The sequence below is a fragment of the Bacillus halotolerans genome, assembly GCF_001517105.1.
In the GTDB taxonomy this organism is placed as follows: domain Bacteria; phylum Bacillota; class Bacilli; order Bacillales; family Bacillaceae; genus Bacillus; species Bacillus halotolerans.
Genome location: NZ_LPVF01000001.1, coordinates 233,841 through 257,819 on the forward strand (window position 1 = coordinate 233,841; position 23,979 = coordinate 257,819).

Consider the following 23,979-nt stretch of genomic DNA (forward strand, 5'->3'; position numbering starts at 1 on the left):
CTCATATAGAGGAGAAAATAAAAAAACAAAGCCGAAGCGGCTTTGTTTTAGTGTATAGGCGGAGTTGCTTTCACAGCGGCTGTCCGCCTTGCCACAGCATAATTCAGCAGCTGGATTGACTGCGGCAATGAAAAGCGCAAAATGATACCGGTGAGGATGGCGGTCAAAATTGTACCTAAACCGATCGGACCGCCCATGCCCCATGCTGCAAACAAAATTGTTATTTCCATGCCGTTCCGCACCCATTGCACATTCCAGCCGGTTTTTTCTGTAATCAGCATCATCAGTGAATCACGCGGCCCCGCGCCAAGGCCCGCTGATACATAAACACCGACGCCGTAGCCGATCAGCAGCACGCCGAGAGAGAAGACGATGACGGAGCCTGTGTAGGTGGAGGGGGCAGGCAGAAGAAAATTGAAAAAATCTATAAAAACACCAATGAGCACCATGTTCAGGATCGCCCCGATTTTTGGCCAAGCCCTCGTAAACAAAGACGTGAATCCGACGATGAGCGCTCCAATAATGATGGACCACTGGCCGACGGTAAGCCCGAAGTGCTGAAACAGGCTGTAATGAAATGCATCCCACGGACTGATCCCCAGCGTTTTTCCTTCTATCGTAAGGGATACACCAAAAGACAAAATAAGCAGACCGGCAAAATAAAATGTCCAGCGCAGAACAAGTTCTCGCTTCACGTGAAGTCCCTTCTTTCGTAAAAATCAATCGATTGTCATTGTAGCATATCTGACAAAAGGGCGGAATAGGCGAAAGGGGCTCAACAAAAAAACAGGGCCGCCGGCAGGCGCCCTGTTTTGGGTTTTACAACGGGTTCAAAATCCGATTCAAAAACCGCTGGGTCCGTTCTTCTTTTGGAGCAGAGAAAATTTCCTCAGGCGGCCCCTGCTCCACGATGACGCCGCCGTCAATGAAGACGACTTCATCCGCCACTTCCTGGGCGAATTTGATTTCGTGGGTAACAACGACCATGGTCCAGCCTTCATTGGCTAAATCCTTGATAACCTTCAGTACGTCACCCACAAGCTCAGGGTCAAGCGCTGAGGTCGGTTCGTCAAACAGCATCAGCTCAGGCTGAATTGCCAGTGCGCGGGCGATGCCGACGCGCTGCTGCTGTCCGCCGGAAAGCTGGAACGGATATAAATCCATTTTGTCCTTCAATCCGACTTTATCAAGAAGCTGAATCGCTTCTTTTCTGACTTCCTCTTTGTTTCGTTTTTGCACCTGAACAGGACCCTCCATGACGTTTTCAAGGGCTGTCCGGTGAGGGAAGAGGTGATACGCCTGAAACACCATTCCCGATTTCCGGCGGAGCTGAAGGATATCCGACTGCTTCACTTTCTTTGAAAAATCGATGGAGAAATCATCAAATGCAAGCTCCCCGCGATTCGGGATCTCCAGCGCGTTCAGACAGCGAAGCAGCGTCGTTTTCCCTGAACCGGAAGGCCCAAGTATAGCGATGACTTTTCCTTTTTCTATCTTCATATCTATCTTTTTTAAAATTTCATTTTGACCGAATGATTTGTTTAATCCTTTAACGGAAAGCATACTCGGAACCTCCTTATTTGGCCACGTAGCGGTCAAGACGCCGTTCGATGACATGCTGGACGAGCGAAAGCAAGAAGCAGATAATCCAATAAATAAAGGCCGCTTCAATATAAATGACTAAAATCTGATCGAGATTGCGCGCGCCGATTTCCTGAGCTTTTCTGAACAGCTCAGCGACGAGAATCTGAGATGCAAGCGATGTATCTTTGATCAAGCTGATAAAGGTATTGGATAATGGCGGGATCGACACACGAAACGCCTGCGGCAAAATGACGCGGAACAGCGTCTTCTGGTGTGTCATGCCGATGGTATAGCCAGCTTCCCATTGCCCCTTCGGCACGGATAAAATAGATGCCCTGATGATTTCAGATGCATAGGCGCCGACGTTTAAGGAAAAGGCAATAACTGCGCTTGGAAAAGGATCTAGTGTAATGTTAAAGGCCGGGAACAGATAGAAAATGATGAACAATTGAACGAGAAGTGGCGTGCCGCGTACGGCGGATACGTATACGCTGAACACCCATCTCAAAGGTCTCACTTTCGACATTCTGGCAAGCGCCGTAATCAGCGCCAGTATCATTCCGAATATAAAGGAAAGAATCGTAAGGGGAATCGTATAGTAGATTCCCCCTGAAAGTATCGGCCAGAATGACTGCTGCACCAGATCCCACGGGATCGCCGTGCCAAGCGTCAGTGCCGGTATATTATTTAGAAACATCTTCGCCGAACCATTTTTTAGAGATTTTAGAAAGAGTCCCGTCCTCTTTCATTTCTTTTAATGCTTTGTTGACTTGGTCGACAACCTCGCCGCTTCCTTTACGGAACGTGAAATACGTTTCCTGCGGATCGCCTGTTTCAAACGCGATTTTTACGTTTTTGTTGCCTGATGTTTTTAAATAGTTTAATACGGCAAGCTTATCGTTGTATGTCATGTCGACGCGGCCTTGCTGGATCATTTGAAGGGACTGCGCCATGCCTTCAACGCCTTCTACTTTCGCGCCGGCATTTGTAGCTAGTTTGTTATAGTTGCTTGTCAGTGATTGAGCTGACGTTTTTCCTTTTACGTCTTTTTCAGACTTAATATCGTTGTTGTCTTTTTTCGTCACGACAACGGCTCTTGATGTTGTGTATTTGTCTGAGAAGTCATATTGGTTTTCACGGTCTGTTTTTCCGACTTGGTTGGCAACGACGTCAAACCGTTTGGAATTCAGGCCGGCAAACATACTGTCCCACTGTGTTTCCTTGAATTCGGCTTTCAGTCCAAGGCGTTTTGCGACTTCTGTGATGACTTCCACGTCATAGCCAGTCAGCTTGTCATTGTCTTTGTCATGATAAGTGAACGGTTCGTACGTTCCTTCTGTACCGACTGTCAGTACGCCTTTTTTCTTAATCGAAGCCCAAAGATCGCCGTTTTTTCCGTTATCTTTTGACTGATTATCATTTCCTGCTCCGCAAGCTGCGAGAACTGCAATGCTTACGACCATGAATAAAGCTAAAAGTGCTTTTTTCATTCTATTCCCCACTTTTCTGATTAATTTTGTTGAAATGAAAAAATAGCTTACAAATCTAAAGGATAACTTTTTTTTAGTATGAGTCAAGTATTTGGTTTTCATGAGACAAAAACACTTAAAATAAATTCAAAAATTGCTGTACCGGTTTTGGCAAATAACTGTCAGTTCTCCACATGACAGCCGGTGTCATAACGAAGGGATTGTTTTCGATTTTAACTGTGTGAATGTGGTTTCTCATATGAACAGGAATCATGGTGACGGGCAGAATGGACGCGCCAAATCCTGATGAGACGAGACTGAGCAGTGTTGCTGAGTCGTGGCATTCACAAACAATACGCGGCTCCAGCTGAAGACGCTGAAATTCATTCATGACCTGGTTATAAACGCCTTTTCCGTTCACAGGCCGCAGCAGAATCAGCGGGAAAGAAGGGATATCCTCCATTTGAATGGTGTCTCCGCATGTATACCCGGCATCATCAGAAAGAACGAGCACACATGGAATGTCGTCAAGCTTTTTAAATTGGACGGTATCGCTTTTGATCATGGTTGTCGTGACAGCTGCGTCGATTTGCCGGCTTTCCAGCAGCTCTAACAGCGTTGCCGGTTCGTTCTCCCAAATATTAAAGGTGAGGTGCGGATATCTTTCTTTCATTTGCGTCACTTTCTCAAGCATAAGAGCGGCGCAATAAATCGTCGAACCCACAGCCAGCGTGCCGGCAACCTCCTCCCTCAGCTCTTGTACCTCAATGACCGCATCTTCAAACCTGTGCAGAATCTCTTTGGCTCTTTTGAGAAAAATGCTTCCTTCATATGTAAGAGTCATTTGTTTTTTCTTATTACGGTCAAACAATACAACACCCAGCTCATCCTCCAGCTGTTTGAGCTGCCTGCTTAGCGGCGGCTGCGCCATATGGAGCTTTTTGGCGGCAGAGGTGATTTTTTGTTCTTGGGCAATGGTAATGAAATATCGCAGCTGACGAATGTCCAAAGAAGGGCCTCCTTTTATATACCTTTTAGGTATTGATTATAGATTTAACAAATATTTTTCATATGGATATATCAGGAGTATGATTGAAATGAAGACAGAATTCAAGCGTGAAGGAGGGGCGAAATTTGAAACTCGTTGTCGGAATGACAGGGGCAACTGGGGCTATCTTCGGTGTCAGGCTATTAGAATGGCTGAAGGTAGCGGAAGTGGAAACCCATCTCGTTGTGTCTCCTTGGGCTAACGTTACCATCAAACATGAAACAGGCTACACGTTAAAAGAAGTTGAAAAGCTGGCCACATACACATACTCGCACAAGGACCAGGCGGCGGCCATCTCCAGCGGCTCGTTTGATGCCGATGGCATGATTGTGGCGCCGTGCAGTATGAAATCGCTTGCGAGCATCCGCACCGGGATGGCGGATAATCTGCTGACTCGCGCGGCGGATGTCATGCTGAAAGAGCGGAAAAAGCTCGTTCTCTTAACAAGAGAGACACCCTTGAACCAGATTCATCTCGAAAATATGCTTGCACTCACAAAAATGGGAACGATTATTCTTCCTCCGATGCCGGCGTTTTATAATCAGCCGAGCAGCTTAGAAGAAATGGTCGACCATATTGTATTCAGAACGTTGGACCAATTCGGCCTGCGCCTTTCTGAGGCAAAGCGCTGGAATGGAATTGAAAAACAAAAAGGAGGAGCTTGATGATGGCTTATCAAGATTTCAGAGAATTTCTCGCTGCCCTTGAAAAAGAGGGACAATTGTTAACGGTGAATGAAGAGGTAAAGCCTGAGCCTGATCTGGGAGCAGCTGCACGGGCAGCCAGCAACCTCGGCGATAAAAGCCCTGCACTGTTATTTAACAATATTTACGGCTACAACAACGCGCAAATCGCGATGAATGTCATCGGCTCTTGGCCGAACCACGCGATGATGCTGGGACTGCCGAAAGATACACCGGTGAAAGAGCAGTTTTTTGAATTTGCGAAGCGATATGAACAGTTTCCGATGCCGGTCAAACGCGAAGAAACAGCGCCGTTTCATGAAAATGAAATCACAGAGGACATCAATTTGTTCGATATCCTGCCTCTTTTCAGGATTAACCAAGGAGACGGCGGTTACTATTTAGACAAAGCATGCGTCATCTCCCGCGACCTTGAGGACCCTGACAACTTCGGCAAACAAAATGTCGGCATATACAGAATGCAGGTAAAGGGAAAAGACCGCCTCGGTATTCAGCCTGTGCCGCAGCACGATATTGCGATCCATCTGCGCCAAGCTGAAGAACGCGGCATCAATCTTCCGGTCACGATTGCGCTCGGATGTGAACCGGTCATTACAACCGCGGCATCCACTCCGCTTCTCTATGATCAATCCGAATACGAAATGGCGGGAGCAATCCAAGGAGAACCGTACCGCATCGTAAAATCAAAGCTGTCTGACCTTGATATTCCATGGGGAGCAGAAGTTGTGCTCGAGGGAGAAATCATTGCCGGAGAACGTGAATATGAAGGGCCATTCGGTGAATTTACAGGGCACTATTCCGGCGGACGCAGCATGCCGATTATCAAAATTAACCGCGTGTATCACAGAAACAACCCGATTTTTGAACATTTATACTTAGGCATGCCGTGGACAGAATGTGATTACATGATTGGCATTAATACTTGTGTGCCGCTGTATCAGCAGCTAAAAGAAGCGTATCCGAATGAAATTGTGGCTGTGAACGCCATGTACACACACGGTTTAATCGCGATTGTATCAACAAAAAACCGCTATGGCGGATTTGCGAAAGCGGTCGGCATGCGCGCGCTCACAACCCCGCACGGACTAGGTTACTGCAAAATGGTTATCGTTGTCGACGAGGATGTCGATCCATTCAACCTGCCGCAGGTCATGTGGGCGCTCTCTACAAAAATGCACCCGAAACACGATGCGGTCATTATACCGGATTTATCTGTCCTGCCGCTTGACCCGGGATCAAATCCATCAGGAATCACGCACAAAATGATTCTTGATGCCACAACGCCTGTTGCGCCGGAAACAAGAGGCCATTATTCACAGCCGCTTGATTCTCCATTAACAACAAAAGAATGGGAACAAAAACTAATGGACTTGATGAATAAATAAGGAAAGGATGATTCGACATGCATACATGTCCTCGATGCGATTCGAAAAAAGGAGAAGTCATGAGCAAATCGCCTGTAGAAGGAGCATGGGAAGTCTATCAATGCCAAACATGTTTTTTTACATGGAGATCATGTGAACCGGAAAGTATTACAAATCCGGAAAAATATAATCCGGCCTTTAAAATCGATCCAAAAGAAACAGAAACAGCGGTTGAAGTTCCCGCTGTTCCGGAACGAAAGGCCTGATCGGCGTGAACCGACTATCAGACCGTCTCTTTGAGCTGCTTGACGGGGAACGTCTGAAAGAAAAGCAGCATGAAGCCTTCGTTCTGCAAACGGTATCGGAGGACGGCTGGCCGCATGCCGCTATGATCAGCGCCGGAGAAGTCATCGCCCTGAATCGGACGGATATCCGGATCGCCCTGTGGAAAAACACAGAGACCGCGGGAAATATTCTTCGCACGGGACAAGCCCAGCTTACTGCATGGTGGAAAGGAGCCGCTCATTACGTGAAACTGCAATGTGAGCCGCTCCCGCCGCTGAATGATGCGGTCTATGACAGGGAGCGCTTTGCCTGCCGTATCGCTTCAGCTAAGGAGGATGTTGCAAAGTACGCTGATATAACTTCCGGCGTCAGGATACAGCTTCACAATGCTGAAGAGGTGCTGAACAGATGGGAAGCAACGCTTGAGGAATTAAAACGATAAACGAAAGAGCCTGACGCCATGCGTCAGGCTTTTATTAGTATAATGAACCATATAAAGACAAAGGGGGCGTGAGGAATGGGCACAAAGGGGATCTGTTATTCAGACGGTTTTGATTTATCTTATTGTATTGAAGGAGAGGGCGCGCCGATTCTCGTGATCGGCAGTGCGGTTTACTACCCGCGTCTATTTCATCAGGATATCAAACAGAAATATCAATGGATATTTGCCGATCACAGGGGTTTTGCCAAGCCGGCGCGGGCGCTGCGGCCGGAAGATCAAAGCCTGGATGCAGTTTTGGACGATATTGAAGCGATAAGACGCCATCTTCAGCTTAAGGATTTTATCATCATGGGACATTCGGGGCATGCGTTTATGGCATTAGAATACGCCAGAAAGTACCCTGAGCATGTGCGAAAGGCCGTGCTCCTCAATTCAGCGCCTGATAACAGTCAAAAGAGACAGCGAGACAGTGAAGCGTTTTTTAGGGAAACAGCCAGCCCTGAGAGAAAGAAACGTTTCGAAAAAGATATTGCAAGTTTAGCAGGTGACATAGAAAAAGATCCTGAAAGGCGTTTCGTGCACATGTGCATTCGCGCTGAAGCGAAAAGCTTTTATAAAGAGAGGGCGAATGCGGCAGCTTTATGGGAAGGTGTTGACACCAATATGCCGATCATAGATGAATTATGGGGACATACATTCGCGCAGATGAACCTCATACAGCGGTTAGCAGACGTTCATGTTCCTGTCTATATCGGTTTAGGCAGATATGACTATTTGGTTGCTCCTGTATCATTGTGGGATGCCATTGACGGTATATATCCGCATGTGAAGAAGGTCATCTTTGAAAAGAGCGGGCACCAGCCGATGCTGGAGGAACCGCAGACCTTCAGGCAAAGCTTAATGGAATGGATAGAAAAATAAAAATCCCGCAGAGCTGATCTGCGGGATTTTCTTTATTATAAGATACCTTTCATCGCACGTTTGATGATCGGTGAGATCAGCAGCAGAATGCCGCCGAGTATGATAGAAATCAAGCCGATGGTACCGAAGTACGTTGTTTCAGGTATTTTATCAAACAACCCGGCTACTTGGGCATTGATCGCCTGGGCTGCTGCGTTCGTCAGAAACCACATACTCATTGTCTGTGCAGAGAATGCAGCTGGCGCCAGTTTTGTTGTCACGGATAAACCGACTGGTGACAGGCACAGCTCTCCAAGCACGACAAGCAGGAAGCTGAGAACGAGCCACAGCGGGCTTACGAGTGCTTCTTTCCCTTGCATAGCCGGGAATACCATAATGATAAATGACAATCCGGCTAAAATAATTCCGATTGAAAATTTAACTGGTGTGGACGGCTGGCGTTTGCCAAGCTTCATCCAAAGCCATGCGAAAATTGGTGCGAAAATGACGATAAACAAGGGGTTTAATGATTGGAACCAAGATGACTGAAGTTCTATTCCGCCCAATGAAAGTCTTATGCGTTCATCAGCGTATACCGCAAGAATGGTCGCTCCTTGTTCCTGAATGGCCCAGAACATGACAGCACCGATAAACAAAGGAACGTAAGCGGCAAGACGAGATTTTTCTGTTTTGTCCGCTTTTTTGCTTGTAAACATGATGATGAAATAAATAACAGGAATCAAAATACCGAGAATACTTACAAGGTCGATGAAACGGTTGATCGTCAGCACGCCTGTTTGTACAGAAATCATCACTGCGATCGCCACAATGATAACACCGATTCCGGTGCCGATTGCAGATTTTTTAGACAGCGGATTCGGCACATTTGAACCTGCAGGCCCGAGGTTTTTCTTTCTTGTCAAAGCAAATACGATAAGTCCAAGAAGCATTCCGATCGCGGCAGCTCCGAAGCCGAGATGATAGTTGTACTTCTGTCCGAGTGTTCCGACAATTAACGGCGCGAGTAAACCGCCGAGGTTAATCCCCATGTAGAAAATACTGAAACCTGAGTCGCGGCGCGGGTCTTCTTTCGTGTAAAGATCTCCAACGACGCTCGAAACGTTTGGTTTTAATAAGCCTGTTCCGATAATGATAAGCACCATGCTGATATAGAATGCTATCGCGCTGCCCGGATAGGCGAGTGCAATGTGGCCGAACATAATAAATATGCCGCCGTAAAACACGGTGTTTGCGGTACCGAATACCCGATCAGCGAGCCATCCGCCAATAATAGTGGACATGTATACGAGTGATCCGTAAATCGACATAATGGCAACCGCAGTGCCTTTGTCAAAGCCAAGCCCTCCGTTTACCGTCTCTGTATACAAATAGTAAAGCAAGATTGCTCTCATTCCATAGTAAGAGAAACGCTCCCAAAATTCGGTGAAAAATAGTGTAAATAGTCCTCGCGGGTGACCAAAGAACCCTTTTTGCGGGACGCTTTTAATGATACTTTCGTTATCAATCGAAGCCATGTCAGCCAAACCCTTTCTTAAAAAAGTGTATTATAAAAATCATATTCTTATATAATACTTGTGTCAATATAAATTATACTCATTTCAAGAAGTTCCAGAATGGAAAAACTATAAAGGTAGAAAACAGTGAGTTTTTTCTGTTTCTTATGTCTCATATTGTTACATTTTCTAACGATAGTATTTCTTTATACTTTTTTAATAAAATTTTAGAGAAATGTACAAGCAGATCGGGCTGCCGCGAATATCATGGTAACAATCATGCGGGAGGAGGTTGGATCATTGGCTGAATTCATCTTGAATGCAGCAGATTTCGGTATTTCAGGGGACGGAAAAACGGATTCGACAGAACTGATTAATCAATGCCTCAGCGCGGCTGTTTCAAAGGGGTACCATACAGTCTGGTTCCCGAAAGGAACATATTTAATTGACGGGACGCTTGGAGGGGATGCGAATCAGGTGTTTCGCAACGCTGGGATTATTGTTCCTGGCAATCTTCATATTGTCATGGACTCTGAGTGTATCATCAAAGTCATTCCGAACAGCTCCTGGGGGTATTCTGCATTTTATGTAGGCAAGCAAGAGAATATAACCATTTCCGGTGGACAAATTATCGGCGAGCGCGACGAGCATACGTATGCGTCCGCGGGGATAAGGTCAACCCATGAATGGGGCTTCGGCATTTGTATTGAAGGGTGTTCAAATGTTGTCGTTGATGATGTCAACATTTCTGATTTTACCGGAGATGGGATCATTATCAGTCCGCGGGGCTTAAAGACAAATAACGATTATCGAACATCAGAGCACATTACCATCCGCCGCTGTAAGGTTCGGCGATCGAGGAGAAATAACATTTCGATTACCGGATGTGACACAGTTACGGTGGAGGGCTGCGTGATTGAAGATGCCGGAACGGGAAATGGAACAGCGCCGAAATTCGGAATTGACATTGAAGGATATGGTGAAGGAAATATTGATTATGAGGAACCGCTCAATGTCTCGATTCGAAATAACTATTTTCATGGAAACGTTTCAAGTTCTGTGACCAATTTTAACGGGTACGGCATTTCAATAGAAGGAAACCACTCAGACAATACAATCAGCTATGGGTACGGCACTCAAACGGTCATTAAGGGGAATATTCTCAGAAGGGCGGAAGACGCGGCTGCGGCGCCTAGAGTCGGGATTACCGGATTGGGTGTTTCACAAGGAAAAGAAAGCAGTGATGCAGTGATCGCCGGCAACCTCATTACCGGATTTTCAACCGGAATTGATGTCAGAGGAAAGAGCGTTCTTGTCACGAACAACAAAATCAGCAATTTTGAAAACACAGGGATATTGGTTTATCAGTCTTCCGACGTAAAGGTAGACGGCAACCAGATTGAAAACGGACTGTCTGAAACAAGGCGCAGTACCGGCCTTCGAGCGGTGCTGTCTGATGATACCGCATTTCTGAATAACTGTCTTATTCAAGTCATCGACGGGGTGAATATTTCAGGAGGCGATATGATCATTAAAGACAATGTGCTGAGAAAATTCAGCCGCGGCATTTGGATCGCTCAAGGAAGCGCGTTGATCGAAGGAAATACGCTTAACCCCGACGCGTTTGAAGCGGCCCTTGAATCGTATGCCGTTTCTGTCACAAACAATGCTGGCGCAATCATTAAAAACAATACATTTAAAAACTTTAAAAATTACCCGGTTTACTGTACGACAAGTGCAAAAACCTCTATTGTCGGAAACCATTTTGAAAGATCTCCTCTTCTAGTGACCATCTATATCAGCACCGGCGTTCATGACATTTTTGATAATACCATTTCAGTCAATAGAACAGCCGGCAGACCGATTGTGATTTATCTCAACGGCTCCTCAGGCTCTATCATTTCAGGAAACACCATCAATAACCTCTCCGCAAGCACGGCGGTGGCCATTCAAACGGACACCTCAACCAATTCCGCCATCATCGGAAATCGAATCATCAAAGGAACCATCACCAACAATAACGGAGATAAGGTAAACGGCAATATGATCGTCTGAACAAAAGCGCCTCGCTCTAGGGGCTCTTTTTGTTCGATTTATAGATCACGAATATCTCTCTCACCAATAGCAAAACAAAAAATAATAGCATCATCCATTCCGCAAACGATGTCATCTTGAAGCTGGACATATTATTATAAATGGCTTTTCCTAAACTGAATCCTTGAAGCATGTCCATGAAAACTGAAATCACCAACAAACATATTAATAAAACAGCCGTCACGCCTAATATTTTCATCCTTCATCACCCTCCGCTTTTAGTGTCTATCTTTATGAGAGAGTTATACCCGCTCGCCAGTCACATGCATAATCTTAAGGCTGACAGGAAGAATATGAGAAAACGATAAGGAAAGGTATTTTGTGTATGCCGTCATTTTTTAAGCAAAAGAAAAATACCGAAACGAAAGACAGCCAGAAACAAGAAGATAAGAATCAGCAGAAGAGAGAAGAAGGGCCGATTCTGGCTTCTTCAAGTTTGGCGAAAAATGTGGCGGACATGAAGAAGAAAGTCGGAAGCAGCTCTGATGTCATTATTCGGGAAGTGAAAGCAGGGGAACAGGATGAAGTTCACCTGGCCATTATTTATATCGCGGGTCTGGTCGATAATAACATGATACATGAATCGTTAATCGAGCCTTTGATTCAGGATCAAACCATCCAAAACGCCCATGCGATAAAGCAGATCCTTGAAAAAACGCTTCCGCTGGGCGGAGTAAAAGCTGAAAAGAGCTGGGACAAGCTGTTCACTGAATTGATGCTTGGAAATGCGCTGGTTTTTGCGGACGGTTCTGATGAGGCGCTTATCTGCAGCACCCAGGGGGGAGAGTACCGTTCCATACAAGAGCCGAGCACCCAGATGTCATTCCGGGGCCCGCGCCAAGGGTTTACAGAGTCTTTGCAAACCAATATTTCCATGATTCGGCGATACATTAAAAATCCCAATGTATGGGTCGAAAAAATGAAAATCGGTTCTGTAACAAATACGGATATCGCGCTGATGTACATTCACGGCATTTGTGATGAAAAGGTGCTGAAGGAAGTGAGGCAGCGCCTGAAAAAAATAGACATTGACAGTATTTTAGAATCCGGATACATCGAGCAGCTGATCGAAGACGAAACGTTTACGACGTTTCCGACCATGTATCACACGGAACGCCCTGACGTCGTCGCAGGAAATCTATTAGAAGGAAGATTTGCAATCGTTGTGGACGGAACACCGTTTGTTCTGATTGCCCCAGCCTTATTTATTCAATTTTTTCAGTCGGTTGAAGATTATTATTCACGCTTTGACATTGCGACAAGTATACGAATTCTGCGGATATTTATCTTTTTTATTTCACTTGTCGCACCTGCTGTTTATGTGGCAGCCACGACGTTTCATCAGGAAATGATTCCGACACAGCTGTTAATCGTCATTGCTGCCCAGCGGGAAATCGTTCCGTTTCCGGCCGTTGTTGAAGCCATCACAATGGAGGTTGCTTTTGAGATTCTCAGGGAAGCTGGGGTCAGACTGCCGAGGGTTGTAGGATCGGCTGTTTCGATTGTAGGCGCGCTAGTTATCGGCCAAGCTGCTGTTCAGGCTGGTATCGTGTCTCCGGCTATGGTCATCATCGTTGCCATAACGGCAATTGCCAGCTTTGCAACCCCGGCGTTTGCCATGGCGATATCTGCCCGCCTCATCCGGTTTATGTTTATCATTGCTTCTGCCGTAATGGGTTTTTACGGGCTGGTACTAGGGATTATTATGATGTTTGTTCATTTATGCAGTCTGCGTTCCTTTGGTGTTCCTTATATGTCGCCGCTTGCGCCCTTTTCTTCACAAGGCGTGAAGGACACGCTGTTCCGTGTTCCTTGGTGGGCCGACCAGAAAAGGCCCGAATCCATCAGCAAAAAAGATAAGGTCCGTCAGGGGAAAGACCAGCGTCCTCAGCCGGATGGTTCACGCGGAATGGTGAACAAAGAGTTGAGAGAAGGAGATCAAGATGATACGTAAACGTGTACTAGCCGTTATCATGCTTTTGAGCATCATTGTGCTGCCCGGCTGCTGGGATAAGCGTGAGCTGACAGATCTTGCGATTATTTCGGCAATCGGCATTGATCGGACAAATGAAGGGAATTACGTACTGCACTTTCAGATTATTAATCCCGGAAACGTCGCCGGAGGGCTTCAGGGCGGCGGTGCGGGAGACAGGCCGCCTGTATCCGTCTATTCCATAGTAGGCGACAACATGACGGAAGCGCTCAGAAAAGCCTCTATGAAAATATCCAGGCGGCTTTATTTTGCCCATACCAACCTGGTCGTGATCAGTGAAAAGCTGGCGAAAGAGGAAGGTTTGAATTTTGTGTTAGATAACCTTGACCGCGATACTGAATTCAGGACCACAGCAACGATTGTCATCGCCCATAAAACGAAAGCCGAAAATATCGTCAAAACGCTTACGCCGATTGATAAAATTCCTTCCAATAAAGTCAATAAAACACTCGACTTCACGCAAGCGCAATATGGGCGGGTGATTAAAACCAGTATCCAAGATGTCTTGAAAACACTTGCTATTACAACAGAAGCACCGGTGATCCCCGGATACAGGATGATCGGGGATGATAAAAAAGGAGTCAGCCTGGAAAACACACAGGCGACTGACCCGCAAGCCATTCTTCAGGCGGACGGTTTGGCGGTATTCGATAAAAGAGGCCATTTAAAATATTGGATTGAAGATAAGGACAAAGTTGGGGTTGTCTGGCTTAAGAATCAAATCCAGCATACGTTTATTAATGCCGATTGGAAGAAGACAAAAGATGCGGTAAGCTTACAGGTCACGCATCAGACAACAAAGCTTAACCCGGAAATACGAAACGGCCGTCCCCGCATTCATGTTCACGTGACGGTTGAAGGCATAATAGACGCAGTAAAGTATCCATTTCATTTGTCTGACCCAAAGGTGTTAGCCGATATCGAAAAAGCACTCAATAAACAGCTGGAAAAGGAAATCAGCCATGCAGTTGAAAAGATAAAGGAACATAAAATCGACTTTATCGGATTCGGAGACACGATATACAGGAAGTATCCGAAGCAGTGGAAAAAAATGAGGGATACATGGGACAAAGAATATTTGCCTGATCTGCCTGTCGATATAAAGGCGGAGACGTATATCAGAAGAACGGGGCTGCGAAATAATCCGCTCAGAAACCAGCTTAATCATGAATAGGTCAAGAAAGGAGTAGTGACAGATGGAAAAAGCCAAAATCAGCATTAGGCAGCTGTTTGTCATGATGATCATTTTTGAGCTGGGCAGCTCCTTATTGATTACACCGGGAACGATGGCGGGCCGGGATGCCTGGATAGCAGTGCTGTTAGGCTGTGCAGTTGGTTTATTTCTTTTTTACTTGTATCAGGGGATCTATCAATGCTATCCGGAGTTCTCCCCGAAAGAATACATGGATGATATGCTCGGCAAAAAGCTGAGCTGGTTCTTTTCGTTTCTTTATATCTTATATTTTGCATATATTGCCGCCCGGGTGCTGCGTGATTTCGGAGAAATGCTGCTGACGTTTGCTTACCATGATACTCCGATTATCATCGTGAATGCTTTACTAATGGTGGTCAGCATATATGCCGTCAGAAAAGGAATTGAAGTGCTGGCGCGGGCGGGCGAGCTTCTCTTCGGGGCAATGTATCTATTGGGTGCGCTCGGTCTCGTGCTGATCATTGTATCGGGTTCCATAGATCTGAAAAATTTAAAACCGGTTTTAGCAGACGGGATTTTCCCTGTTATTCATTCTGTTTTTACACAAACCATGTACGTTCCGTTCGGTGAAATTGTTTTATTTGTAATGATTTTCCCTAATCTCAATGATCGCAAGAATGTCAAAAAAGTGGGGATGCTCGCTACGGTCATCAGCGGATTGATTGTGGCGCTTACCGTAGCGATTAATATCAGTGTGCTTGATGTTGATCTGACATTGCGATCGCAGTTTCCGCTTTTAAGTACGATTCAGACAATCAAAGTGGAAGAATTTCTGGATCGGCTTGATATCTTTTTTATGCTGGCACTGATTATCGGCGGCTTTTTCAAAGTCAGCCTCTATCTGTATGCGGTGGTGGTGGGTGCGTCCACTCTTTTTAAGGAAAAAAATCCTTCACAGTTGGCATATCCAATGGGACTGGGCATACTCATCCTCTCTATCGCAATTGCCACCAACTTTTCAGAGCATCTAAATGAAGGGCTGAAAGTAGTGCCGCTGTACATTCATTTGCCCTTTCAAGTGCTGTTTCCATTATTTCTGTTTATCCTCGCTGTTTGGAAAAAGAAGAGAAGAGAGAAATCAAAGCAGGCTGAAAAACAGAAACAATAAAAAGAGCGGGGGGATGCAGCCGCCGCTCTTTTTACGTTCACTTCTATATAAAAGGGGGATATAGGTTGCGCCCCTGTCTGCACTGGCAGAGGCGCGTTTTTGTTAGACGACTGCGGCGTTTTCCGTCACAGTAAAGCTTCCTCGTGAAAGTCTGATGTTAGTGTCAGAGACCCTTGCAATTTGTTCATCATGCGTCACCATGATGATGCATTTATTTTCTTTGTGCGCCAAATCCTGAAAGAGCCGCACAATTTCTTTTGACGTATCCTCGTCAAGGTTTCCGGTCGGTTCATCGGCTACGATCAAGTCCGTGTCACAGCAAAACGCTCTTGTAATGGAAACACGCTGCTGCTGTCCGCCGCTTAATGTCAGCACCTTTTGCCGGGCTTGTTTTTCATTGATGCCGACCTTCTCCAGCATCTCCAACGCAAATGCTTCTTTGTTCTTTTCCTTTGAACCTGTGATTTCCATGGCGGTTGTCACATTTTGCAGAGCTGTCATATATGGAAGCAGGTTGTACGCCTGAAAGACAATGGATACGTATTTATTTCTGAAATTCGTCAATCCGATTTTGGAAACAGCTTTTTCGTCATAAAGGATATGTCCTTCTTTAGGTGCGTCAAGTCCGCCTGCCAGAGACAGGAAGGTCGTTTTTCCTGTCCCTGATGTGCCGACAATTGTGTAAAATTTACCTTTTTCAAAGCTGATATTGATATCCTGAAACAAGGGCTGGCTTTTGTCTTTATACCAGTAGCCGACTTGTTGAAATTCTAATAAGCTCATTCGTTTCGCCTCTTTCTATTCCTGTTTTGTCAATATTGTTTTCGGGTGGAGCCGCAGTACTGAAATAGACGGCAGCAGCGTTGCAATGACAGCGATTAACATTCCGATTCCGCCGAGAACAAGCATATCGTTCATCGAAACTGCCACATTCAGTGAATCAATGACGTCCGCGTTTGAAGAGCTTTGGCCGAACATTCCGTGGCCCATGCCGCCCCCGCCGCCGGGCATTTGGCCGCTTGCGGTTTGTGTTGAATCAGTTGATGAACTGATCTGCTGGGATAACAGCTGATTGACGAGCTGGTTGGCGACCAGATTTCCAGTCACTGATGCAATGCCGATGGCCACAACAGCCACGACCAGAATCTCAGTTAAGAACTGGCCAATCAGCTTCCACCGTTTTTCACCGATCGCCATTAACACACCCATCTCATATTTGCGCTCTCTGATTGACATCATGACAATGAGGCCAAGAATGACAGCGCCTGCTACTGATACAAGGTACACAACGTTTTTAGAGAAAGAAGCTACATTTTCGATAGGACCGACCATTTGCTGGTAAAGCTGATCGTTTGTATTTAATGTAAACGTATCAAAGTCAATTGACGTTTTCTTCGCTGCTTTTACGAATGCATCAATATGTTCAGCATCGTCCATATCATAAACAGCTGAATCAATCGTGTTTTTATAATCGTCACCTTTCAGCGCCGCTGTTGCTGTGTAAGGCGTGTAAAGCTTATTGTAAGGATTTAAGAATGAGAAATTCTGGGCTTGGTCATCGCCTGAAGACGTTGTTTTATAAATACCGACAACCTTCAGTTTGACTGTTGTATCTTCGTCAGTTGCTGATTCAATTGTGATGGAATCCCCAACGCTTACATCATTTTCTTCTGCTAATGTTTCATTGATCACTGTGACGTTTTTGCCGACATCAGATTTTGTAATCGCGCGCCCGTCTGTGATTTTTGAATCTCCGTCAGAGAATTCCTCTAACAGCGACGTGCTGATGACGCCTTCAATCGAAAGATCGGCTTGAACCATTTGTTTTCCGCCTTGCATTGGAGCGCCTTTTGTATCGCTTGAGCTTGAGTCTGTGCTCGAATCACTAGAGCTTGAGCTTTCAATCGCATCGAAGTTTCCGGCGTTGGCTGAAGCTGATGTAATGAAGTTGTAGCTCTTCACATGATCAAGCGCTGTCAGCTTATTGGCATCAGACACTTTTATCGGTGTAGATTCGAAGCTGCGTTTTTCACCGCTGTCCTGCTGCTTCTCCATTTGTTTTTGCCGGTCAACTTGAAGCGTTACGGTTCCGCCCAGCTCCTGTCTGGCAAGGTCGCTGGATTTTTGAGCTGCTGACTGGATCGTGAGGCCAGACAGAACAAATATACAAATCACTGTAAACACAAATAACTGCAAAAACGTTTTTCCTTTTTTGGCCTTCATGTTCCAAAAAGCCCGTTTGATAAAATTCATTTATGTTCCTCCGTATAGGTATTTTTATGGATAACACCGCCTGTGAGGCTGGCCCGCTTGTTGATAAATTTATAGTAGTCCAAAGGTATGAAAAAAATATGAACAATCTATTTCTAGTTGATGAAATAAAAACTAACAATTGTGAAACCCAAAATTCTCTGTATAAAATGGTGCTATTATATAGAAAAGCATCAAAACAATCGGAGGATCCAATGAAAATTTTAATGATAGAAGATAACGTTAGTGTTTGTACGATGACAGAGATGTTCTTTTTTAAGGAAGGTTTTGAAGCTGAATTTGTTCATGACGGTTTAGAGGGGTATCAGCGCTTTGCGGAAGAGAATTGGGATTTGGTGATTCTGGATATTATGCTTCCGTCTATGGACGGCGTAACCATCTGCAGAAAAATAAGAGAGACAAGCACGGTTCCGATTATCATGCTGACTGCCAGAGACACCGAATCAGATCAGGTGATCGGCTTTGAGATGGGTGCGGACGATTATGTGACGAAGCCATTCAGCCCGCTGACATTGGTTGCCCGCATCAAAGCCGTGAACAGAAGATATCAGGCGACGGGCAAGGCGGCAGCTGAAGAAGATACGATTGAATCGGAATGCTTTAAAATTAATAAAAAGACGAGAGAAGTATTTTTAAACGGGGAGCCTGTTGAAAACCTCACGCCTAAGGAATTTGACCTGCTTTATTACCTTGTGCAGAACCCGCGGCAGGTGTTTTCCAGAGAGCAGCTGCTTGAGCAGGTATGGGGCTATCAGTTCTACGGAGACGAACGGACTGTCGATGTTCATATTAAACGGCTGCGGAAAAAGCTTGCGAGTGAGGACAGGCCTTTCCTATATACTGTATGGGGAGTAGGGTATAAATTTGATGAGGATTAAATATTTGTATCAGCTGCTGCTGAGCCATGTCAGCATATTAATTTTAGCATTTGTTATCATTATTTCTCTTTTTTCTCACTTCGTGAAAGAGTTTGCCTACCAAAATAAAGTAGAGGAACTGACGTCATATGCGGTGCAGATTGCAAGCGAATTTCAAACCGGCCAGGTTGATATGCGCCGGCTGTACCCATATCAGGATATATTACGCACAAGAAAGACACAGTTTATCATCTTTAATGAAGCACAGCAGCCTTATTTTCACCCTGAAGACTTTCACCCACGGGAAAAGCTGAAGAAAGCGGAGTGGGAGAAGCTGAAAAAAGGGCAGGTGGTCATGAACAGAGCGGATGGCCGTTTTAACGATGAGGTTTCCCTTGTTGCACAGCCGATTTTTGTTAACAATGAATTTAAAGGCGCGGTACTGCTGATTTCTCCAATCAGCGGCGTAGAGCAAATGATTAACCAGGTCAACCTCTATATGTTTTACGCGATAATCAGCACGCTTGTCATTACCATTCTCGTCAGCTGGCTGCTTTCCAAATTCCATGTGAAACGCATTCAAAAGCTGAGAGAAGCAACGGATAAAGTAGCTTCCGGCGACTATGACATCCACTTGGAAAACGGCTACCGGGATGAAATCGGGGTGCTGGCGTCTGACTTTAATATCATGGCGAAAAAATTAAAGCAGTCGAGGGATGAAATCGATCGGCTTGAGAAGCGGAGAAGGCAGTTTATTGCCGATGTATCTCATGAATTAAGAACGCCGCTGACAACCATTAACGGTTTGGTTGAAGGGCTGGACAGCAATACGATTCCAGAGGAGAATAAAGAAAAATGCTTCTCGCTCATCAGTGAGGAAACGAAGCGAATGCTGCGGCTCGTAAAAGAAAATCTCGATTACGAAAAAATCAGATCACAGCAAATCACCCTGAACAAGCTTGACGTTCCGCTGATTGAGGTATTCGAAATCATGAAAGAGCACCTTGAACAGCAGGCGGAAGAAAAGCAAAATAAGCTGATGATTCAGGTGGAGGACAGCGTGATCGTTCATGCCGACTATGACCGGTTAATTCAAATCCTCGTGAACATTACAAAAAACAGCATCCAATTTACGCAGCACGGTGACATTTGGCTGCGGGGAACAGAAGGGTATAAAGAGACCATTATCGAAATTGAAGATACGGGAATCGGCATTTCAAAAGAGGATATCGAGCATATTTGGGAGCGGTTCTACAAAGCTGATATTTCAAGAACGAACACGGCGTACGGAGAATACGGCCTCGGCCTCTCCATCGTCAAGCAGCTGGTGGAAATGCATCAAGGTACAATAGACATTAAGAGTGAACAAGGGAAAGGCACAACATTCATTATCCGCCTTCCTTTACCTGCAAAATAGCAATCAATCATGTAAGGCGGCGGCATATCGTCAGATGCTGCCGCCTTCTTCTTTCTAACATCGCTTCGGTATTCCTTTTTTTATTGCGTGCTCCCGAAATAAAGATTGCGTGTTTTTCGGGTTAGGACAGTCTGTAAACATGATAAAATATGACATAAACAGTTTTTTATGGGAGAGGGTGAAGGAATGAAGAGCGGGGTAATTCCTTCTTCAGCGGTCGGTCAAAAAATTAACGAGTGGTACAAATATATCCGGACCTTCAGCGTGCCGGATGCCGAGGTGCTAAAAGCTGAAATCCAGCAGGAACTGAAACACATGCAGCATGATTCCAACTTGCTGTTATATTACTCACTAATGGAATTTCGCCACCAGCTTATGCTTGATTATCTCGAGCCGCTGGAGAAATTAAATATCGAAGACCAGCCAAGCCTGTCAGAATTATCACGAAATATAGACAGCAACCAAGCTGATCTGAAAGGGCTTCTCGATTATTATGTGAATTTTTTCCGCGGAATGTATGAGTTTGATAAGCGGGAATTTATTTCTGCCATTACATATTACAAACAGGCGGAGAAAAAACTTTCCTTTGTTTCCGATCATATTGAACGGGCTGAATTTTATTTTAAAATCGCGGAAGCTTATTATTATATGAAGCAAACGTACTTTTCATTGATTCATATCAAAAATGCATATGAAATTTATGTAGAGCAGGAAACCTATAATGTTCGGATTATCCAATGCCATTTTGTGTTCGGGGTTAACCTCATGGATGAGAGAAATTTTGAACAAGCCGCACGGCATTTCAAATTGGCGCTGGAGATGGCGGAAGCGGAACAAAAAGCCCAATTGGTCGGAAGAGCATTTTATAATTTAGGGCTGTGTTATTACAATCAAGACCTCCTCGACCCTGCCATTGAACATTTTGAGAAAGCGGTTTCCACTTTTGAAAACAGCAGAATCACCAATTCTCTGCCTCAAGCATATTTTTTAATAACACTTATTTATTATAAACGCGGAAAACATGAGAAGGCCTCGGAATATCACAAGAGGGGCTATGAATATGCTAAAGAAACAGACGATGCAGATTACGCGGTAAAATTTGAGTTTTTACAATCCCTATATCAGGCACAGCCCAATACAGAAGGAATTGAACGATGTTTCCGATATTTAAAAAATAAAAATATGTATGCTGATATAGAGGATTTAGGCCTAGAAGTAGCAAAATATTACTATGAACAAAAATGGTTTGAACTGTCTGCTTCCTACTTTCTTAGAGTTGAAGAGGCAAGAAAACAAATACAAAGGAGTGAAGGTTTGTATGAAATTGAAATCTAAGTTATTTGTTATTTGTTTGGCTGCAGCAGCTGTTTTTACAGCGGTTGGCGTCTCTGCACATGCTGAAGCATCCGACTTTCATGTCACAGAAAGAGGAATGACGTAAGAACCAGGCCCCTTCTCAATAAGAGAAGGGGTTTTCTTTTAAAGAAACAGCAACGCAGGATATGGACCTTACGGCGCCGCCTGATTCATGGAGATTCCTTTTTCTTAGTAGCCTCCGTTAAAAAATGCAGTTCCCACGATAATTAAGAGGATAAATAACACAACAATCAAAGCAAAAGAGTTTCCGTAACCAGACATCTGTGCCACCTCCTTGTGAGATTACTTTATGATATGCTGCATAAACGCGGTGGACAGGGCTTTCAGGATATAGATTGAAAAATAAAGAAAACAACTAAAAAACGCCGCATGACAATGGTATTGTCTTACGGCGCTGTACTGCAGACTTAGAAGCCTCTTGTAAATGCAGTACCTACGATAATTAATAGAATAAACAATACAACGATCAAAGCGAAAGAACCGATGCCGTAACCGCCGCCGTTAGCGTATCCTGACATAAGGCTTCACCTCCCTATGATGGATACTGCAAAATATGCGGACATGGCCGGATTGATAGGGATAATAGTGGACAAGGCAAAAAAATGAACAATTCGGCTATCGCGGCGGGCAATATAAAAAGCGGGCCCTGCCGCCCGCTTTTATGTATAGATTAAGAGACCAGCACACCCGCGAAAAACTCCCCGTATAATGCTTGGACGGCTTTTCTTTCTTCGGCTTCCTTTACGCCGAACATCATGCTCACTTCAGAAGATCCTTGGTTAATCATTTCGATATTCACTTTCGCCTCTGATAAGGCTTTGGCCGCTCTTGCCGTTGTGCCGACATTATGGCGCATTGCTTCTCCTACAACCATAATCAGCGCCAGATTGTGCTCGACAATGACTTCATCGGCATGAAGGTTCTCTTTAATCTGCTTCATTACGCTTCGTTCGGCCGAAGCATCCATTTGGCCCTGTCTTAAGATGATCGTCATGTCATCAATTCCCGATGGAACATGCTCATACGTCAAACCGTGTTCTTCTAGGATTTGAAGGGCTCTGCGGCCAAACCCGATTTCTCTGTTCATTAAATACTTGCTGATGTAAATGCTGCAAAAGCCGGTATCGCTGGCAATGCCGACGACAGGACCGTTTGTGTTATCGCGTTTGCTGACGACGCGTGTCCCGTTCGCCGACGGGTTGTTCGTATTTTTGATCTGCACGGGAATGCCCGCTCTGAAGGCCGGAATGAGCGCCTCATCGTGAAACACTGAAAAGCCTGCGTACGACAGCTCGCGCATCTCTCTGTAAGTCAGCTCGCTGATTTCCTTTGGATTCTCAACAAAAGACGGATTGACAGAGTACACAGCATCCACGTCCGTAAAGTTTTCGTACAAATCGGCTTGAAGTCCGTTGGCAAGAATCGAGCCTGTAATATCAGAACCGCTCCGTGAGAAAGTCATCACATCGCCATCCTTGCTGAACCCGAAAAAGCCGGGGAATATGATGAGGCCTTCACGCTCTCTCAGCTGAAAGAGATTTTGATACGATTCAGGCAGCACCTGCGCGTTGCCGGGTTCGTTTGTTACAAAAAGGCCGGCATCCTTTGGGTTCACATATTCCGCTTTCACGCCTTTGTGGCGGAAATAGGCGGCAATCAGCTTAGCGTTGTTATCCTCACCGCTTGCTTTGACTGCGTCCAAATATTGTACGGCATTGCTTTTATCTCCTTCTAAAAGCGTAAACAAATCATCACGGATTTTTTCTATAATAAACGGCTCAAGCTGAAGCTCATTTGCGATCAGAGCATACCGTTCAATGACCGCTTCCGCCAGTTCAGGGGCGCTGCCGGATGATAAATACTGTTCAGCACATGCGATTAAGAGGTCAGTCACTTTCGTATCCTCGGAATAGCGTTTGCCCGGAGCCGAAACCACGACAGCTTTGCGCGCGGGATCTGAGGTTACGATTTGAAACACCTTTTCAAGCTGTGCGCCTGAAGCGAGTGAGCTGCCTCCGAATTTAACGACCTTCATGTTTACATCTCCTAATGTTTAAAATTTTCACACAAATTTAGTATTTATTATCCCTCTTTCAGTTCTGTAAATCAAGGAGAAATTTCTTTGTGGAATGAACATTTGTATTTATAGGGAGGAATTATGTCAGGTCTGATGACGAACTTGAAGCATAGTGAAGATAAATATGGTAAACAGACTAACGATTTGTGATGGAAAAGGGTTTGAATGATTAGTAAAATTGAATAGATAATGAAGTTAATATTTTTAAAGAATATTGACTAACACTAGAAAAATGGTAATATGTAAATGATAATGATAATCA

General features: G+C 45.0%; 24 protein-coding genes and 1 pseudogene. 13 read left to right on the forward strand and 12 right to left on the reverse strand.

What is annotated here, in order from left to right:
- Nucleotides 1–47: 47 nt before the first annotated feature.
- From AU387_RS01050 to bsdA, 5 genes are all read right to left on the reverse strand, one after another.
- Nucleotides 48–695: a YczE/YyaS/YitT family protein gene (locus AU387_RS01050; protein WP_024120192.1), complete on the reverse strand. Its 648-nt coding sequence runs from the start codon at nt 693–695 to the stop codon at nt 48–50.
- A 124-nt stretch (nt 696–819) separates the two neighbouring features.
- A complete protein-coding gene (tcyC, locus tag AU387_RS01055; RefSeq protein WP_024120193.1) occupies nt 820–1,563 on the reverse strand; it encodes a cystine ABC transporter ATP-binding protein TcyC in 744 nt (247 codons plus the stop codon).
- 13 nt (nt 1,564–1,576) lie between these two features.
- Nucleotides 1,577–2,281 (reverse strand): cystine ABC transporter permease TcyB, encoded by a 705-nt coding sequence (gene tcyB / locus AU387_RS01060; protein ID WP_059334481.1) that lies wholly within the window; start codon nt 2,279–2,281, stop codon nt 1,577–1,579.
- Nucleotides 2,268–3,074 (reverse strand): cystine ABC transporter substrate-binding lipoprotein TcyA, encoded by an 807-nt coding sequence (gene tcyA, locus AU387_RS01065; RefSeq protein WP_044161903.1) that lies wholly within the window; start codon nt 3,072–3,074, stop codon nt 2,268–2,270. Before tcyA ends, tcyB begins: the two co-directional genes overlap by 14 nt.
- Nucleotides 3,075–3,189: 115 nt before the next feature.
- Nucleotides 3,190–4,062, reverse strand: coding sequence for a transcriptional regulator BsdA (gene bsdA / locus AU387_RS01070; RefSeq protein WP_044161902.1), 873 nt, complete (start codon nt 4,060–4,062; stop codon nt 3,190–3,192).
- Nucleotides 4,063–4,150: 88 nt separating this feature from the next.
- On the opposite strand from bsdA, the pseudogene AU387_RS01075 reads away from it, so the two are divergent.
- The 5 genes and pseudogenes from AU387_RS01075 to AU387_RS01095 all read left to right on the forward strand — a co-directional run bounded on the left by AU387_RS01075 (nt 4,151) and on the right by AU387_RS01095 (nt 7,817).
- Nucleotides 4,151–4,766 (forward strand): annotated as a pseudogene (locus tag AU387_RS01075) (non-oxidative hydroxyarylic acid decarboxylases subunit B).
- Nucleotides 4,767–4,768: 2 nt separating this feature from the next.
- Nucleotides 4,769–6,190: a phenolic acid decarboxylase BsdC gene (bsdC, locus tag AU387_RS01080; RefSeq protein WP_024120198.1), complete on the forward strand. Its 1,422-nt coding sequence runs from the start codon at nt 4,769–4,771 to the stop codon at nt 6,188–6,190.
- A gap of 17 nt (nt 6,191–6,207) precedes the next feature.
- Nucleotides 6,208–6,435, forward strand: coding sequence for a phenolic acid decarboxylase subunit BsdD (bsdD, locus tag AU387_RS01085; protein WP_044161900.1), 228 nt, complete (start codon nt 6,208–6,210; stop codon nt 6,433–6,435).
- Entirely contained in the window at nt 6,432–6,896 is a 465-nt protein-coding gene (locus tag AU387_RS01090; RefSeq protein ID WP_044161899.1) for a pyridoxamine 5'-phosphate oxidase family protein, read from the forward strand. Before bsdD ends, AU387_RS01090 begins: the two co-directional genes overlap by 4 nt.
- A gap of 75 nt (nt 6,897–6,971) precedes the next feature.
- Nucleotides 6,972–7,817, forward strand: a complete 846-nt coding sequence (locus AU387_RS01095) for an alpha/beta fold hydrolase (RefSeq protein WP_059334483.1) — start codon at nt 6,972–6,974, stop codon at nt 7,815–7,817.
- Between the two features lie 35 nt (nt 7,818–7,852).
- Here the strand turns inward: AU387_RS01095 and AU387_RS01100 are convergent, their stop codons facing one another.
- The gene (locus AU387_RS01100) at nt 7,853–9,331 is read right to left on the reverse strand and encodes a peptide MFS transporter (RefSeq protein ID WP_059334484.1); all 1,479 of its coding nucleotides are present in this window, start codon (nt 9,329–9,331) and stop codon (nt 7,853–7,855) included.
- 279 nt (nt 9,332–9,610) lie between these two features.
- On the opposite strand from AU387_RS01100, the gene AU387_RS01105 reads away from it, so the two are divergent.
- Nucleotides 9,611–11,365, forward strand: coding sequence for a right-handed parallel beta-helix repeat-containing protein (locus AU387_RS01105; protein ID WP_082687804.1), 1,755 nt, complete (start codon nt 9,611–9,613; stop codon nt 11,363–11,365).
- A gap of 16 nt (nt 11,366–11,381) precedes the next feature.
- Here the strand turns inward: AU387_RS01105 and AU387_RS01110 are convergent, their stop codons facing one another.
- Nucleotides 11,382–11,603, reverse strand: coding sequence for a YczF family membrane protein (locus tag AU387_RS01110; RefSeq protein ID WP_044161896.1), 222 nt, complete (start codon nt 11,601–11,603; stop codon nt 11,382–11,384).
- 126 nt (nt 11,604–11,729) lie between these two features.
- On the opposite strand from AU387_RS01110, the gene gerKA reads away from it, so the two are divergent.
- The 3 genes from gerKA to gerKB are packed head-to-tail and all read left to right on the forward strand — an operon-like array spanning nt 11,730 to nt 15,718.
- Nucleotides 11,730–13,358, forward strand: coding sequence for a spore germination protein GerKA (gene gerKA / locus AU387_RS01115; protein ID WP_059334485.1), 1,629 nt, complete (start codon nt 11,730–11,732; stop codon nt 13,356–13,358).
- Nucleotides 13,348–14,571: a Ger(x)C family spore germination protein gene (locus AU387_RS01120; RefSeq protein ID WP_044161892.1), complete on the forward strand. Its 1,224-nt coding sequence runs from the start codon at nt 13,348–13,350 to the stop codon at nt 14,569–14,571. Before gerKA ends, AU387_RS01120 begins: the two co-directional genes overlap by 11 nt.
- A 22-nt stretch (nt 14,572–14,593) precedes the next feature.
- A complete protein-coding gene (gene gerKB / locus AU387_RS01125) occupies nt 14,594–15,718 on the forward strand; it encodes an endospore germination permease GerKB (RefSeq protein ID WP_059334486.1) in 1,125 nt (374 codons plus the stop codon).
- Between the two features lie 102 nt (nt 15,719–15,820).
- On the opposite strand, the gene AU387_RS01130 is transcribed toward gerKB, so the two are convergent.
- Together AU387_RS01130 and AU387_RS01135 are read right to left on the reverse strand one after the other, a co-directional pair.
- The gene (locus AU387_RS01130) at nt 15,821–16,501 is read right to left on the reverse strand and encodes an ABC transporter ATP-binding protein (RefSeq protein WP_059334487.1); all 681 of its coding nucleotides are present in this window, start codon (nt 16,499–16,501) and stop codon (nt 15,821–15,823) included.
- Nucleotides 16,502–16,516: 15 nt separating this feature from the next.
- A complete protein-coding gene (locus tag AU387_RS01135; protein ID WP_059334488.1) occupies nt 16,517–17,971 on the reverse strand; it encodes an ABC transporter permease in 1,455 nt (484 codons plus the stop codon).
- Nucleotides 17,972–18,183: 212 nt separating this feature from the next.
- Between AU387_RS01135 and yclJ the strand changes: the two genes are divergently transcribed.
- The 4 genes from yclJ to phrC all read left to right on the forward strand — a co-directional run bounded on the left by yclJ (nt 18,184) and on the right by phrC (nt 21,704).
- Nucleotides 18,184–18,867 carry a two-component system response regulator YclJ gene (gene yclJ / locus AU387_RS01140; protein WP_024120210.1) on the forward strand — a complete coding sequence of 228 codons (684 nt, stop codon included), beginning with the start codon at nt 18,184–18,186 and terminating at the stop codon, nt 18,865–18,867.
- Nucleotides 18,854–20,263, forward strand: a complete 1,410-nt coding sequence (gene yclK / locus AU387_RS01145; RefSeq protein WP_082687805.1) for a two-component system sensor histidine kinase YclK — start codon at nt 18,854–18,856, stop codon at nt 20,261–20,263. The genes yclJ and yclK overlap by 14 nt, the downstream gene beginning before the upstream one ends.
- Before the next feature lie 186 nt (nt 20,264–20,449).
- Nucleotides 20,450–21,598 (forward strand): response regulator aspartate phosphatase RapC, encoded by a 1,149-nt coding sequence (rapC, locus tag AU387_RS01150; protein ID WP_024120212.1) that lies wholly within the window; start codon nt 20,450–20,452, stop codon nt 21,596–21,598.
- Nucleotides 21,582–21,704, forward strand: a complete 123-nt coding sequence (phrC, locus tag AU387_RS01155; protein ID WP_010333023.1) for a phosphatase RapC inhibitor PhrC — start codon at nt 21,582–21,584, stop codon at nt 21,702–21,704. Before rapC ends, phrC begins: the two co-directional genes overlap by 17 nt.
- Before the next feature lie 104 nt (nt 21,705–21,808).
- On the opposite strand, the gene AU387_RS20935 is transcribed toward phrC, so the two are convergent.
- The 3 genes from AU387_RS20935 to AU387_RS01160 form a co-directional block, all read right to left on the reverse strand.
- Complete coding sequence (locus AU387_RS20935) at nt 21,809–21,901, reverse strand: YjcZ family sporulation protein (protein WP_024120214.1); 93 nt, start codon at nt 21,899–21,901, stop codon at nt 21,809–21,811.
- Between the two features lie 146 nt (nt 21,902–22,047).
- Entirely contained in the window at nt 22,048–22,158 is a 111-nt protein-coding gene (locus AU387_RS20270) for a YjcZ family sporulation protein (protein ID WP_024120215.1), read from the reverse strand.
- A gap of 152 nt (nt 22,159–22,310) precedes the next feature.
- On the reverse strand, nt 22,311–23,675 hold the full coding sequence (locus AU387_RS01160; protein ID WP_059334489.1) for an aspartate kinase: 1,365 nt from the start codon (nt 23,673–23,675) through the stop codon (nt 22,311–22,313).
- Nucleotides 23,676–23,979: the final 304 nt, after the last annotated feature.

What these genes read in the sequence shown, in the direction of transcription:
- bsdD (WP_044161900.1), top strand. Translation starts at nt 6,208, where the DNA reads ATGCATACATGTCCTCGATGCGATTCGAAAAAAGGAGAAGTCATGAGC.
- AU387_RS01130 (WP_059334487.1), bottom strand. Translation starts at nt 16,501, where the DNA reads ATGAGCTTATTAGAATTTCAACAAGTCGGCTACTGGTATAAAGACAAA.
- AU387_RS01110 (WP_044161896.1), bottom strand. Translation starts at nt 11,603, where the DNA reads ATGAAAATATTAGGCGTGACGGCTGTTTTATTAATATGTTTGTTGGTG.
- AU387_RS20270 (WP_024120215.1), bottom strand. Translation starts at nt 22,158, where the DNA reads ATGTCAGGATACGCTAACGGCGGCGGTTACGGCATCGGTTCTTTCGCT.
- tcyC (WP_024120193.1), bottom strand. Translation starts at nt 1,563, where the DNA reads ATGCTTTCCGTTAAAGGATTAAACAAATCATTCGGTCAAAATGAAATT.
- tcyB (WP_059334481.1), bottom strand. Translation starts at nt 2,281, where the DNA reads ATGTTTCTAAATAATATACCGGCACTGACGCTTGGCACGGCGATCCCG.
- AU387_RS01160 (WP_059334489.1), bottom strand. Translation starts at nt 23,675, where the DNA reads ATGAAGGTCGTTAAATTCGGAGGCAGCTCACTCGCTTCAGGCGCACAG.
- gerKA (WP_059334485.1), top strand. Translation starts at nt 11,730, where the DNA reads ATGCCGTCATTTTTTAAGCAAAAGAAAAATACCGAAACGAAAGACAGC.
- yclJ (WP_024120210.1), top strand. Translation starts at nt 18,184, where the DNA reads ATGAAAATTTTAATGATAGAAGATAACGTTAGTGTTTGTACGATGACA.
- AU387_RS01100 (WP_059334484.1), bottom strand. Translation starts at nt 9,331, where the DNA reads ATGGCTTCGATTGATAACGAAAGTATCATTAAAAGCGTCCCGCAAAAA.
- phrC (WP_010333023.1), top strand. Translation starts at nt 21,582, where the DNA reads ATGAAATTGAAATCTAAGTTATTTGTTATTTGTTTGGCTGCAGCAGCT.
- bsdC (WP_024120198.1), top strand. Translation starts at nt 4,769, where the DNA reads ATGGCTTATCAAGATTTCAGAGAATTTCTCGCTGCCCTTGAAAAAGAG.
- AU387_RS20935 (WP_024120214.1), bottom strand. Translation starts at nt 21,901, where the DNA reads ATGTCTGGTTACGGAAACTCTTTTGCTTTGATTGTTGTGTTATTTATC.
- AU387_RS01095 (WP_059334483.1), top strand. Translation starts at nt 6,972, where the DNA reads ATGGGCACAAAGGGGATCTGTTATTCAGACGGTTTTGATTTATCTTAT.
- rapC (WP_024120212.1), top strand. Translation starts at nt 20,450, where the DNA reads ATGAAGAGCGGGGTAATTCCTTCTTCAGCGGTCGGTCAAAAAATTAAC.
- AU387_RS01135 (WP_059334488.1), bottom strand. Translation starts at nt 17,971, where the DNA reads ATGAATTTTATCAAACGGGCTTTTTGGAACATGAAGGCCAAAAAAGGA.
- gerKB (WP_059334486.1), top strand. Translation starts at nt 14,594, where the DNA reads ATGGAAAAAGCCAAAATCAGCATTAGGCAGCTGTTTGTCATGATGATC.
- AU387_RS01120 (WP_044161892.1), top strand. Translation starts at nt 13,348, where the DNA reads ATGATACGTAAACGTGTACTAGCCGTTATCATGCTTTTGAGCATCATT.
- tcyA (WP_044161903.1), bottom strand. Translation starts at nt 3,074, where the DNA reads ATGAAAAAAGCACTTTTAGCTTTATTCATGGTCGTAAGCATTGCAGTT.